14 protein-coding genes are annotated in these 12,907 nt (G+C 67.7%); 8 read left to right on the forward strand and 6 right to left on the reverse strand.

Annotated features, from left to right (window positions below; genetic code table 11):
- The first annotated feature begins 149 nt into the window (after positions 1-149).
- The gene (locus AC6I6X_RS06515; protein ID WP_497929710.1) at positions 150-1,376 is read left to right on the forward strand and encodes a putative manganese transporter; all 1,227 of its coding nucleotides are present in this window, start codon (positions 150-152) and stop codon (positions 1,374-1,376) included.
- An 84-nt stretch (positions 1,377-1,460) separates the two neighbouring features.
- Here AC6I6X_RS06515 and AC6I6X_RS06520 read toward each other — a convergent pair whose 3' ends face one another.
- The 3 genes from AC6I6X_RS06520 to AC6I6X_RS06530 form a co-directional block, all read right to left on the reverse strand.
- Positions 1,461-2,012 carry a hypothetical protein gene (locus tag AC6I6X_RS06520; RefSeq protein WP_497929711.1) on the reverse strand — a complete coding sequence of 184 codons (552 nt, stop codon included), beginning with the start codon at positions 2,010-2,012 and terminating at the stop codon, positions 1,461-1,463.
- Between the two features lie 49 nt (positions 2,013-2,061).
- Positions 2,062-4,116 carry an excinuclease ABC subunit UvrB gene (gene uvrB / locus AC6I6X_RS06525; protein WP_497929712.1) on the reverse strand — a complete coding sequence of 685 codons (2,055 nt, stop codon included), beginning with the start codon at positions 4,114-4,116 and terminating at the stop codon, positions 2,062-2,064.
- Positions 4,117-4,275: 159 nt separating this feature from the next.
- On the reverse strand, positions 4,276-5,019 hold the full coding sequence (locus AC6I6X_RS06530; protein ID WP_497929713.1) for a DUF4397 domain-containing protein: 744 nt from the start codon (positions 5,017-5,019) through the stop codon (positions 4,276-4,278).
- Positions 5,020-5,352: 333 nt separating this feature from the next.
- Between AC6I6X_RS06530 and AC6I6X_RS06535 the strand changes: the two genes are divergently transcribed.
- On the forward strand, positions 5,353-5,619 hold the full coding sequence (locus AC6I6X_RS06535; RefSeq protein ID WP_497929714.1) for a DUF7553 family protein: 267 nt from the start codon (positions 5,353-5,355) through the stop codon (positions 5,617-5,619).
- A 58-nt stretch (positions 5,620-5,677) separates the two neighbouring features.
- Here the strand turns inward: AC6I6X_RS06535 and AC6I6X_RS06540 are convergent, their stop codons facing one another.
- From AC6I6X_RS06540 to AC6I6X_RS06550, 3 genes are all read right to left on the reverse strand, one after another.
- Positions 5,678-6,808: an ORC1-type DNA replication protein gene (locus AC6I6X_RS06540; RefSeq protein ID WP_497929715.1), complete on the reverse strand. Its 1,131-nt coding sequence runs from the start codon at positions 6,806-6,808 to the stop codon at positions 5,678-5,680.
- A 101-nt stretch (positions 6,809-6,909) separates the two neighbouring features.
- Positions 6,910-7,077: a DUF1059 domain-containing protein gene (locus AC6I6X_RS06545; RefSeq protein WP_497929716.1), complete on the reverse strand. Its 168-nt coding sequence runs from the start codon at positions 7,075-7,077 to the stop codon at positions 6,910-6,912.
- Between the two features lie 195 nt (positions 7,078-7,272).
- Positions 7,273-7,905: a hypothetical protein gene (locus tag AC6I6X_RS06550; protein ID WP_497929717.1), complete on the reverse strand. Its 633-nt coding sequence runs from the start codon at positions 7,903-7,905 to the stop codon at positions 7,273-7,275.
- Positions 7,906-8,117: 212 nt separating this feature from the next.
- Here AC6I6X_RS06550 and AC6I6X_RS06555 point away from each other — a divergent pair, with 212 nt between their 5' ends.
- From AC6I6X_RS06555 to AC6I6X_RS06580, 6 genes are all read left to right on the forward strand, one after another.
- A complete protein-coding gene (locus AC6I6X_RS06555) occupies positions 8,118-8,888 on the forward strand; it encodes a GTP cyclohydrolase IIa (RefSeq protein WP_497930489.1) in 771 nt (256 codons plus the stop codon).
- Positions 8,889-8,892: 4 nt separating this feature from the next.
- A complete protein-coding gene (locus AC6I6X_RS06560; RefSeq protein ID WP_497930490.1) occupies positions 8,893-9,957 on the forward strand; it encodes a zinc-dependent alcohol dehydrogenase in 1,065 nt (354 codons plus the stop codon).
- A 97-nt stretch (positions 9,958-10,054) separates the two neighbouring features.
- Positions 10,055-10,432 (forward strand): 6-pyruvoyl trahydropterin synthase family protein, encoded by a 378-nt coding sequence (locus AC6I6X_RS06565; RefSeq protein ID WP_497929718.1) that lies wholly within the window; start codon positions 10,055-10,057, stop codon positions 10,430-10,432.
- A gap of 4 nt (positions 10,433-10,436) precedes the next feature.
- Positions 10,437-11,525: a glycosyltransferase family 4 protein gene (locus AC6I6X_RS06570; RefSeq protein WP_497929719.1), complete on the forward strand. Its 1,089-nt coding sequence runs from the start codon at positions 10,437-10,439 to the stop codon at positions 11,523-11,525.
- Positions 11,526-11,568: 43 nt separating this feature from the next.
- Complete coding sequence (locus AC6I6X_RS06575) at positions 11,569-12,510, forward strand: class I SAM-dependent methyltransferase (protein WP_497929720.1); 942 nt, start codon at positions 11,569-11,571, stop codon at positions 12,508-12,510.
- A gap of 94 nt (positions 12,511-12,604) precedes the next feature.
- Positions 12,605-12,868 carry a hypothetical protein gene (locus AC6I6X_RS06580; RefSeq protein ID WP_497929721.1) on the forward strand — a complete coding sequence of 88 codons (264 nt, stop codon included), beginning with the start codon at positions 12,605-12,607 and terminating at the stop codon, positions 12,866-12,868.
- The last annotated feature ends 39 nt before the right edge of the window (positions 12,869-12,907 follow it).

Here is a 12,907-nt window from a genome sequence, read left to right on the forward strand (position 1 = left end):
AACGACGCGCGAATCCGATCGGAGACCGCTGCTGAGCGAATTCGGTGGGAACTGCGATCACCAGTACTTATTTATTCTTCGGCGCTAAACCCGTTTTTAGATATGTCTAAATCTACGGTCGGGCGAGGGAACGCTCCGGGTGATCGATCGTGAACGATCTCCTCGTCGTTCTCCTCGAATCGTTGCGGGACGGCTACGTTCAGGTGAGCGCGTTCGTCGCGGTGACGGTGCTGGCGTTCGGGCTGGTCCAGTACCGGACCGACGGCGCCGCACTCGCGGCGATCGAAGACAACGAGCGCCTCCAGGTGCTGTTCGGCGGGATCCTCGGGTTGACTCCCGGCTGCGGCGGTGCTATCGTCGTCATGCCGCTGTACGTTCGCGGGACCGTCAGTTTCGGGACCGTCGTCGCGACGCTGGGCGCGACCGCCGGCGACTCGGCGTTCGTCATCCTCGCGCTCGCGCCCGAAGCCGCCCTGTACGCCTACGCGATCGCCTTCGCGGCGTCGGTCGCCACGGGGTACCTCGTCGACTCCGTCGGACTCGGCGTCTCGCGGGTCGACGCCGCCGTCGCACGGCTCTCGCCCGACGCGACGCCCGACGGCGGGACCGTCGTCAACGGCGGCGTCGGGCCCAACCCCGCCCACGACTACTGCGGCCCGGCCCCCACCCACGCCCACGAATCGGGGCCCGATCGACAGTCGCGAGTGCTCACCCCGCTCTCACACGGAGCCCACGTCGCGTGGTGGCTCACCGCCGTCGCGGGGCTGGTCCTCGGCACGCTCTACCTGCTCCGCGGTGGTCCCGAAGTCGCGCTCGCAGTCGGTCCCGGCTTCGACGGCCTGTTCACCGTCGTCGGCATCGTCGGCGCGTTGCTGTCGCTCTATCTCTACGGCGTCGGCCGCCATTACGTCGGCGAGGGCGAGATCGCCCGCGCACGTGATTCCTTCTCGTCGGCCTACGACACGCTCACCCACGCGGCGATGGAGACCAGTTTCGTCACCGTCTGGGTGCTCGTGGCCTTCCTCGTCTACGAGTACGCCGTCCTCCTGACGGGGATGAACGTCGCCACCGTCGCCGCCGCGGCGGGCGTGCTCGCCCCGATCGGCGGCGCGGCCGTCGGCCTCATTCCGGGGTGTGGCCCCCAGATCCTGCTGGCGAGCGTCTACGCCGAGGGCGGCCTCCCGTTTTCGGCGCTGACCGCCAACGCGATCGCCCAGGACGGCGACGCCCTGTTCCCGTTGCTGGCCGTCGACGCCAGAGCGGCGATCGTCGCGACGATCTACAACTTCCTGCCCGCCGTCGTCGTCGGCGTCGCGCTCAACCTGCTCTGGGGACCCGTCTTCGGCCTACAGGAGTTCGGCTTCGGGGTGCTCTGATCGGCCGACGACCCGGTCGCGACGTCCGCGGTGCCGACGGCGGCGTCGATTCGAGTGAGAACGAGGAAGTCGTGAGGAGAACGCTCAGGCGGTTTCGTTCGCCGCAATCGTGACCGTCCCGTCCGCCGTCTGGGCCTCGTTGATCGTCGCCTCGACCGTGTACTCTCCCGGTTCGGTCGGATTGTCCACGGCGGGGTACTGTGCGACGATCACGTCGCCGGCTTCGAGCGTGTACTCCGAGTCGAGTTCGACGGTGAACGAGTAGTCGTTGTTGTTGACGCCGCTGATGTGCGTCTCGTTGAATTCGCGGTCGATCGCGCCGTCGCCGTTCGTATCCACGCCGAACGCGATCGCATCGTGCTGAGCACCGTCGACGGTGAAGTTCTCGCGCGGGTACGTCACGGTCAGGGACTGCCACTCGCTTCCGGCGACCGATTCGTTCACTTCGATTCGTACCGTCTGATCGGTGTTCGTTGCGTTGAGAGCCGGGTCCTCGGACTCGACGGTTCCGTTGCCGTCGGCGTCGATCCGATCGTCGTCGTCCGACGAGGGATCGGCCGTTTCGCCGCCGAATCCGGAACAGCCGGCGATCGATACGAGTACCGCGAGCGCCACGACGAGCAGTGTTCGTCGCATCCGTGACCCGATCACGGAACGACACGTGAAAGTCTTCCGGTCGGACCTGTCAGAACTCCTCGGCCGGCGGCGCGATCCCCTCGTCCTCGTCGTCGAAGTCGAACTCCTCGCGGACCTCCCGGATCCGATCGCGGATGTCGGCCGCCAACTCGAACTCGAGGTTGCTCGCCGCCTCCTGCATCCGTCCCTCGAGTTCGTCGATGTACCGGGCGGCCTCGTCCTCGTCCTCGAGCGATCGGCCCGACACCTCGCTGGTGTCCGTCTTCGACCCGGGCAGGTTCGTCTCGCCGACCGCCTTCTCGATCGTCGTCGGTTCGAGGCCGTGCTCCTCGTTGTACTCCCGCTGGATCTCCCGGCGGCGCTGGGTCTCCTCGATCGCGGACTCCATCGCGTTCGAGGGATCGTCGGCGTAGAGGACGACCTCGCCGTTGACGTTGCGCGCGGCCCGCCCCATCGTCTGGACGAGCGTCGTCTCCGAGCGCAGGAACCCCTCCTGGTCGGCGTCGAGGATCGCGACGAGGCTCACCTCGGGGATGTCCAGCCCCTCCCGCAGGAGGTTGATGCCGACGAGAACGTCGATCTCTCCGAGCCGGAGCGAGCGGATGATCTCGTGGCGCTCCAGGGTATCCGTCTCGTCGTGCATGTAGGCCACGTCGACGCCGGACTCCTCCAGGTACTCGGTGAGGTCCTCGGCCATCCGCTTCGTGAGGGTGGTGACGAGGGTCCGCTCGTCGCGATCGATCCGCTCGTCGATGCGAGCCATGAGGTCGTCGACCTGGCCGCTGGCGGGCGAGACCTCGACCTTCGGGTCGACGAGGTGGGTCGGCCGGACGATCTGTTCGACGATCTGCTCGCTCTCCTCGTGCTCGTAGTCGCCCGGCGTGGCCGAGACGTACAGCGTCTGGTTGGTCTTCTCCTGGAACTCCTCGAACGTGAGCGGCCGGTTGTCGTACGCCGTCGGGAGTCGGAAGCCGTTCTCGACGAGCGAATCCTTGCGGGACTTGTCGCCCGCGTACTGCCCGCGAACCTGGGGCAGCGTCACGTGCGACTCGTCGACGACGGTGAGGAAGTCCTCGGGGAAGTAGTCGAGCAGGGTGTACGGCGCTTCGCCCGACTCGCGATCGGAGAGGTAGACCGAGTAGTTCTCGATCCCCGAACAGTAGCCCGTCTCCTGCATCATCTCGAGGTCGAAGGTGGTTCGCTCCTCGATACGCTGGGCGGCGATCATGTCGCCCGTGCGTTCGAAGTACGAGATGCGCGAGTCCAGGTCGTCCCGGATCTCGTCCATCGCCTGCTCGAGTTTCGGCTCCGGGATGGAGTAGTGCTCCGCCGGGTGGACGAGGACCGCCTGCTGCTCCCCCTGGGTCTTCCCTTCGAGCGGGTCGACCTTGACCATCCGATCGATCTCGTCGCCCCACAGTTCCACGCGGACCGCGTACCGGCCGTACATCGGGTAGATCTCGATCGTGTCGCCCCGGACCCGGAACGTGCCCTGCGTGAAGTCGACGTCGTTGCGCTCGTAGTTCAGATCCACGAGTTGTGCGAGCAGGTCGTCGCGGCCGATCTCCTCGCCGACCTCGAGGCGCAGGGACATGTCGACGTAGTTGCGCGGGTCACCCAGGCCGTAGATCGCGGACACGGAGGCGACGACGATGACGTCCTCGCGAGTCAGCAGGGAGCGGGTCGCGCTGTGTCGGAGCCGATCGATCTCGTCGTTGATCGAGGCGTCCTTGTCGATGTAGGTGTCGGTCTGCTCGACGTAGGCCTCGGGCTGGTAGTAGTCGTAGTAGGAGACGAAGTACTCGACGGCGTTCTCCGGGAAGAGGTTCCGGAACTCCTCGTACAACTGGGCCGCCAGCGTCTTGTTGTGGGCGATCACCAGCGTCGGCTTCTGGATCTCCTCGATCACCCACGAGACGGTGTTGGTCTTCCCGGAACCGGTCACCCCGAGCAGGGTCTGTTTCTCCATCCCCGATCGGAACCCGTCGGCCAGTTGCTCGATCGCCTCGGGCTGGTCGCCCGCCGGGTCGAAGGGGGCGTCGACCTCGAAGGGGCGATCGACGTCGGGACGGTCCGGCTGGAGTGGGCCTCGACTCTCGCTCATTGTCGGGTTCAGGAGGTCGAGTCACTTTACCCGCTCGCATGCGGCACGCGCCGCGCGAGTCGCCGAGGTCGATCGACGTCGACGCCGCCGACGGCCATCGGTCGGCACGGATGAAAAATACGACTCCTCGATCGGGACGCGGTGTCCGATCGGCCGGAACTACGTCTCGTCGGCCGTCGGCCCGTCGACCGCGAACTGGACGGTGAAGTCGCGATCGGTCGTGCCCTCCGGCGGTTCGAGGTAGCCGATCGCGTAGCCCGTGTACGCCGTCCCCTGCTCGAGCGTGACGTCGAACGAGGCGACGGTCGTCTCCGGATTGCCGGCCGGCCGGATCGAGAGGGTGTAGTCACCGGCCGGCACCGGCACGTAGTCGGTCGATTCTGTGAACGCGACGTCCTCGAAGAGCGGCTCGTCGCAGGCGTAGACGTCGACGTTCGGGGCGTCCGGGGAGAAGTGCGCGACCCGCACGAGGGCCGACCCGGCGTCCAGCAGGACCGCGGGCTGGAACGTCCCTGCGCCGAGTTCGCCGATCGCGGCGACCGTGTAGAACGCCGCCCCGAACGTCACGTCGTCGTCGAACGCGACCGTTCCCGGATCGCCGGCCGCCGTGATCGTGACTCGGTACGTCCCCGGTTCGATCTCCAGGTACGGCGAGACGTCGCCGTAGGCGACGTCCGCGAGCACCCGATTCCCGTCGACGTAGACGTCGACGTTGGGGGCGTCCGGAGAGAAGTGCGCGACCCGGACGGCGGCACCGGGTACGTCGTCCGATTTCTCGTCCTCTTTGGGCTTCTGTCGATCGTCGTCTTCGTGTTCGCCCACGGCGAGTACGGGTGCGCTCGCCGCGGTCAGCCCACCGGCGATCCCCATCGTCTTGAGCGCCGTGCGTCGTGATACTGGCATGGTGCGATCGTGTGGGAGGATCGGACAGAAATATAACCGGTAGTCAGTACTGCGACTAGTTCCGACGTTTCCGTCCCGCGATTTCGAACTATGACCAGCCTGCGATCGGAAGCGGCGTCGTACACCGCCCGTGCGATCGAAGTGACCGCCTACAGCGTCCGCGCGGTCGACGCCGGACTCCCACGTCGTCTGCGGTTCGTGCGTCGTCTCTCGCCCCGCGTCGCACGTAGTGCGATCGTACGGACGCGTACGCCGTCCGTTCCGAACGCCGATCGATCGGACGTGGCTCGTGCCCGGCCGACCGTTATGGGCGGCGACGGGGTAACCCGGGATATGACGGACCACCTCCAGCAGGCCCGTGACGACCTCGAAGAAGCCGCCAAGAGCGCCGACGACGACGTGCGCGGCGACATCCGCGAGACCACCGACGCGTTCGCCGACTACGTGATGAGCGACACCCAGCCGGATCACGCCCTCCTCGACGAACGGCTCAACACCCTCCGGCAGGTCCGCGAGCGGGCCGACGGCAACACCGAAACCAGGGTCGAGTCGGCCATCGACACGATCGAGGACTACCGCGAGACGATCGATCAGCCCTGACGGATCTCGCGACGAACGCGACCGACGAGAATCGGAATCGATCGCGGTCGAATCGCCCTCACTCGAGCCGATCGAGCACGGCGTCCCGGTCGTAGGCCAGCGAGAGCGATCTGGAGCGGCCGCGGCCGTCGACGTCCGCGTAGTCGGCCGCGATCAGCCCCAGTTGATCGAGTTTGTTGACGATTTCGGAGTAGCGGGTGTAGCCGAGGTCGGTCCGTTCGTGGAACTCCTCGTAGACGTCGCCGGCCTGGTCGCCGTCGTTGTTGGCGACGACCTCGAGCAAGGCCCGTTCGGTGTCGGTCAAATTCGAGAGACTGCGGGAGAGCGAGATGTACTTCGATTTCTCGTACGCCTCCTCGACGTCTTCCATCTCGACGGTGCGACTCGCGCGCATCTCGGCGTTGAGGCCGGCCCGGCGCAGGAGGTCGATCCCGACCCGGAGATCGCCGCTCTCGGCGGTCAACTCGGCCACGCGTTCGAGCGTCTCGCGGGAGATGACGCCGTCGTGGAAGCCCCGTTTGACGCGTTCGTCGAGGATGTCGACGATCTCGGGCTGGTCGTAGACCGGGAAGTAGACGTCCTCGGGGCGGAAGACGCTCTGGACGCGGGAGTCCAGTTCCTCGATGACCTCGAGTGCGGGGTCCGAGGAGACGACGATGACGCCGATCTTCGCGCCCGGATACTCCTCGTGGGCCCGGAGCAGAGAGTAGAGCGTATCGGAGGCCTCGTTCTCGTAGAAGAGGTAGTTGACGTCGTCGAGCGCAACGACGAGCACCCGGTCCTCCTCGACGAGTTTCTCGGCGATCTGGCCGAACAGTTTCTTGAACGAGATCCCCGACGACGGCGGTTCGTAGTCGAACGTCCCCTCGAACAGCCGTGAGAACACGGAGTAGCGGGTCGCGTTGACCTGGCAGTTGACCCGGATCGTCCGGACGTCGCTGGTCTGGGCACCGACCTCGTCGAACAGTTTCTGGATCGCCGTCGTCTTCCCCGTCCCCGGCGGGCCCCGAACGATGACGTTCAGCGGTCGCGACCCACGCACCGCCGGCCGGAGCGCGTACGTCAGGCTCCGGGTCTGCTCCTCGCGGTGTTTGAACGTCTCGGGAACGTAGTCGATCTCGAAGACGTGCTCGTTTCTGAACACGGATTCGTCCCACGACAACATCCCCTCGTCGGGGCCGTCTGTCATCACTTTCACCACGCTGTCGAAGCTACTTAGTTGTTCGCAGGATTACGGGTGGGAACTCGAGCGTCCCCGATCCGGTCGATTCGAAGCGGCCCGTCCCACGCTCAGGCGGCCTCGATCCGTTCCGTCCCGCGATCGATGTCGGCCGGATCGATCCGCCCGCCGTGGCTCACCCGGGCGTGGGCCCGGACCAGCCGTTCAATCTCGTCGCTGCTGCTCGATCGGAGCAGGAACTGGCAGCTTCCCAGGGGACATTCGAACTGGTATGGCACACCATAGCAGTGGTCCAGAGCGGAGGTAGGCATTGTACTTGCACAGTCCTGTCGGTCATACGGCCGCAGATCGCGAAAAACGCCCGCGGCGATCGCGTCCTCGATCGCGATTCCGGTCGCAGTTCTCCCGCAAGCGAGCGCCGAACACACGTGCGAGAGCGTCGTACTCGCGGTCACCCCGCTGGGCGGCCGAAGTCACGGCTTCCGATCGCCGCGATGGGCGATCGTTCGGCCGGCCAGTCGCTGGAGCAGGCCCCGGATTCGGGCGAGCATCGGCGCGAGGACCGGGTTCGCGGTCACGGCGACGTAGGCAGGCAGGGGATCGTACCGGCCCGTTTCGAGGTAGTGAAGCGCTGCCGCGGTCACCCGGTGGTTCCCGTCGGCGACGAACCACGGGGTCGCACCGCGACGGGTCCGGACGACCAGCGGATCGAACTGCGTTCCGGCAGCGAGGTCGTCGCAGTACGTCCGGATCGCCTCGGCGTCGATTCCCGCCGATTCGAGCGGGGCGGGCCCCTCCTCGTGGATCCGCTCGGCCACGCCGAACAGGGTGCCGTCCGTCGAGACGGCGCGCCACAGGAGGTCGTCCGGCCCGCCCACCGGACGGAGGGAGACGAATCGGTCCCGATCGAGCGTGAGCCGGTACCACCGGATCGGCCGCTCGCGCCAGACGAACGCAGCCGCGCCGGGCTTCGCCACGAGGAGCGCGTCGCGCACCGCCGCCGAGTCCGTCGGGACCGTCCCCGGATCGACCTCGGCGGTGCCGCGATCGGCCTCCCGCACGAGCCAGTCTCGGAGCACGCGCTCCTCGGGGACCCGCTCAGGCATCCGTCTCTCCGGCGGCGACCGCAGTCGAGTCGGTGCCGCTCGCGGCGTGGGTTCGAGTCACGAGCCGATACTCCGGACGGGATCTATGGGAAGGAATGGCATATATCTGCGGACGAAACCGTTCCCCGTTCGGAACCGATCAGTTCCAGTAACTGTCCGTCCGCCATCGTCCACGAACTATACCGTTCGACGTGGTACGGGGGGAAGTGACCGTGATCGAAACGCAGGTTACACTGATCCAGATCGACAACTACGGGCCGTGGACGGTGGCACCGTCACCGAAACGGGAGGTCGATCTGCAGATGCTACAGTCCCGCCTGTACGCGGATCTCGCAGCGCTCGTCGGTCATCACGACGGCTACGTGTTCTCCACGCGATACGACAACATGATCGCCGTCACGAACGGCCTCGACCTGGCGGAACACCGGCGCATCCAGGACGCCGTCCGCAACCGCTATCCCGTGACGGTGAGCCTCGGCGTCGCCACGGGCGCCTCCCCGCGGGACGCGATCGGCGAGGCGACTGCGAACCTCCAGGCGGCCGGGAGCGCCCAGGACGGAGAGCGAACCGAAATCCTGCGCGGCGATCCGCTGCGCGAGGGGGGGACGGTCCAGATCGCCCACTTCGACGTCAACGACGCAACCGGGCGGTACACCGACGAACTCGACGCCTTCGAAGTGTTCCGGCGCATCGACCGGGGGTACACGACGCTCCTGGAGTACATGTACGACAGCCACGACTCGCTGTCGTTTTTCATCGGCGGCGACAACGTCATCTCGGTAACCGCCGGACTCGATCGGCCGGCGTTCGACGGAGCGATCGATCACGTCGCAGAGACTGCGGGGATCGACCTCAAGGTCGGCGTCGGTCGCGGTCGGACGGCTGGAGACGCCGGGATGGTTGCCAAGGAGGCGCTCGAACGCTGCCGGGAGCACGGAACCCGCGTGGAGATCGGTGCCGGTGAGCGAACGGAGGGGGCGTAACCCGATGCCGGCCCAGTCGGTGTACTTCACGGGCCCACGCGAGGTCGAGGTCCGGGAGACGACGGTGCCCGACCCGGGCCCGAACGAGGTCAAGGTGGCGGCGACGGTCTCCGCCATCAGCTCCGGGACGGAACTGTTACTCTACCGGGGCGAGATGAACCCCCAGATCGACGCTGACGAGACGCTCGACGCACTCTCCGGATCGTTCTCCTACCCGTTTCCGTACGGGTACGCAGTCGTCGGGACGGTGACCGCCGTCGGCGCGGACGTGGACCCGGCGTGGCACGACCGGACGGTGCTCGCGTTCCACCCCCACGCAAGCGAGTTCGTCGTCGGGGTCGACGAGGTGAGCGTCGTGCCGGCCGACGTTTCGCCGGCGGAGGCGGCGATCCTGCCGAACGTCGAAACGGCGGTCAACCTGCTCCTCGACGGGGATCCCCGGATCGGCGAGCGGGCGATCGTGTTCGGTCAGGGCGTCGTGGGACTGTTGACGACGGCACTGCTGGCCGAGACGCCGCTTTCGTCGCTCGTAACCGTGGACTGCTACGAGAAGCGACGCCGGCTCTCGGCGGCGTTCGGAGCCGATCGGTGTCTCGATCCCGACGAAGACGACCCGGTCGCGGCGGTCCGCGAGCCTGCGGGGCCGCCCGAGCGCCCGGACTCGCCGTCCGGTCGGACCGAACGGGACACGCCCCCGCGTCGAGCGGACCTGACCTACGAACTCTCGGGCGATCCGGCGGCGCTCGACGTCGCCATCGACGCGACCGGGTACGGGGGTCGCGTCGTCGTCGGGTCGTGGTACGGGACCAGGACGGCCGAACTGTCGCTCGACGGCCGATTCCACCGGAGCCGAATCCGCCTGATCAGCAGCCAGGTGAGCACCATCGCGCCGGAGCGGCGAGGGCGCTGGACCGTAGCGCGTCGGCTGGCGACCGCGTGGCGGCGACTGGAAGACGTCGCGACCGATCGGCTGGTGACCCACCGCGTCCCGGTCGGGGACGCCCCGGAGGCCTACGCACTGCTGGACGAGCACCCGGACGAGACGGTCCAGGTGCTATTGACGTACTGACCGGTTCGCCACGGTCAGTTTCGACGAGGCCCCGGCGGTCCAGCGTCGAGTCGCGCGCCACCCCGGGTTTTAGTTCGCACGCGTGGTCCGACGGCGTATGTACACGGTGACAGTCACCCGCGATTTCGTCGCCCAGCACTGGCTCACGGTCCCCGACCCCGGTCCCGAGGGAGACCTCCACTCCCACCACCTGACGGTGGAGGTCCAGGTGAAGGGAGAACGGCTCGGGGAGTACGGTTATCTCGTCGACATCGACGACCTCAAGGCGGTCGTGGACGGACTGGTCGATCGATACCGGGACGCGACGCTCAACGATCTTCCGGAGTTCGAGGGGCTCAACCCCAGCGTAGAGCACTTCTCGCGATTCTTCGCCGATCGAGTCGCGGACGGGATCGAGACCGACCGTCTCGACCGCGTCGAGGTGACGATGTGGGAAGAGGACGCGGCAGCCGCCTCGTACGCCACGGCCGTCTGAATCGATGCGGCTGGGGTTAGTCGTCTACGACGGCCTCGAGCGCACGTCCGGCGGCTACCGCTACGATCGACGGCTCGTGACGGGACTTCGCGAGCGCGGCCACGAGGTCACACTCGTTACGATCCCGAGGGACGGGTACGGGGCGAACCTGCTCGACAACGTCTCCGGGGAGGTCGCCGCCGATCTGGCCGCCCTCGACGTCGACGTGCTGTTGCAAGACGAACTCTGTCACCCGTCGCTCGTCCGGCACAACCGGCACCACGACGACGCCGTGCCGATCGTCTCGATCGTCCACCACCTCCGGTGTCGGGAGCCGCGGGCGGCGTGGCGGAACGCGTTCTACAGGGCGATCGAGCGGCGCTACCTCGACACGGTCGACGCCTTCGTGTACAACAGCGAGACCACCCGGGAGACCGTCGAGGCGCTCGTCGGCCCGACGACGGGCGTCGTCGCGCCGCCCGGCGGCGACCACGTCGATCCGGGAATCACACGAGCGCAGATCCGCGCCCGTGCCCACGAACCGGGGCCGCTCGGGGTCGTCTTCGTTGGGACGCTCGTCGAGCGGAAGGGGCTCCACACGCTGCTCCGGGGGCTGGCCGCCCGGCCGGCCGACGAGTGGACCCTGACCGTCGTCGGCGATCCGACGATCGATCCGGGTTACGCCCAGCGAATCGACCGGCTGATCGACGCGCTGGGCGTCGAGGAGTCGGTGACGGTCGCGGGCCGAGTGACCGATTCGACGCTGTCGTCGATCCTCCGGGACGGGCACCTCCTCGCCGTTCCCTCCGGCTACGAGGGGTTCGGCATCGTCTACCTCGAGGGAATGGGATTCGGCATGCCGGCACTCGCCTCGACCGCCGGCGGCGCGGGCGAGGTCGTCGACGACGGGGGGACGGGGGTACTGATTCCGCCGGGTAAACCGCAGGCCGTGGCCGAGGCGGTTGGCTCGCTCGCGGCCGATCGCGAGCGCCTCGCCGAGATGGGAGTCGCCGCCCGGGACGCCTACGAGGCCCACCCCACATGGAGCGAGATGGTCGATCGCGTCGCGTCGTTTACGACCGGGCTCCGCGAGGCCGCGGGACCGTCGCCGTGACGACCGGAGTTAACCCACCGGGGGTTGACAGACCGATAGAGACGTGACCGAACCCGATCACTACTCGTTCCGTCGATACCTCGACGCCAAGCGGACCGTCGACCGACGCGCCCGGGACCGGCGCGTCGCGGACGCGTTTCGCCGCGCGCTCGAGGGGTTCGACGAGCCGGTCGAACTCTGCGAAGTCGGGGCCGGGACGGGCGCGATGGTCGAGACGATTCTCGACTGGACGGCCGGCACCGAGGTCCGGTACACGGCCATCGACGCCGAACCGACCCTGATCGAGGCCGCCGCGGAGGGCGTCGTCGACCGCGCGTCGGACCGGGGCTACAGCCTGGATCGGTCGGATCGAACGGGACGGCCGGGTGGGACGGTACGCATCGATCGCGACGGGGCGGCGTTCGAAGTCGAGTTTCGCGCCGCCGACGCACTCGCCCATCTCGTGGACCACGACGAAACGTACGACGCCGTCGTCGCCCAGGCGTTCCTCGATCTCACGGACGTGCGAGCGGCGCTGGAGGCGGTCACCGACGGGCTTCGATCGGGCGGGGTCGCCTACTTCCCCATCACGTTCGACGGGGTGACGGCGCTGTTGCCGCCGATCGATCCCGAACTCGAGGACCGGATCGAGCGGCGGTTTCACCGTCGGATGGACACGACCGAGAAGGTCGGCGGCGAGACGGGCGACAGCACTGCCGGCCGCCACCTCCTCACCGCGGTTCCGGCGACCGGCGGCCGGGTCGTCGCGGCAGGCGGGTCCGACTGGGTGGTTCAGCCGATCGATGGCGGGTACGAGGCCGACGAGGCGTACTTCCTCCATCACGTCGTCGACACGATCGAGTCCGCGCTCGCGGCCGACGGGACGCTCGACGCCGAGCAGGTGCGCGCGTGGGCGGAAACCCGCCACGAACAGGTCGAGGCCGCGGACCTCGTCTACCTCGCCCACCAGCTAGACGTCCTGGCCCGATGGCCGGAATCGGCGTAGCAGACCGAATCGCGCCGGCGTCGAAGCTTCGGATCCGGAGACGGAGATGGAGACCCCGACCAGCTATACGGCCCTCGGAATCGTAGCTCGCGCTATGCACTGGACCCGACGACGCGACCTGGAGGGCGGGAAGGAACTGGGCGTCTGGCTCCTCCTCGACGACGACGGCGCGGTCGAGGAAGAACTGTACGTCGAGACCCACGAGTATCGCGGTGGCGGGTTCGACGTCTACACCGCAACCCCCGACGGGGAGTGGACCGAGAAGGGCGAGTTCGAAGCCGTCGAGGCCGCCTTCGAGCGGGCGCTCGACGTGATCGAGGCGAGTCCACATCCGCTGGAGGGGCCGCGATCGGAGTGATGCCGTTCCGATCGGTCACGGCCACGTCGGCCGAGGTGG

It is taken from the genome of Halosolutus sp. YCN4 (assembly GCF_059736495.1).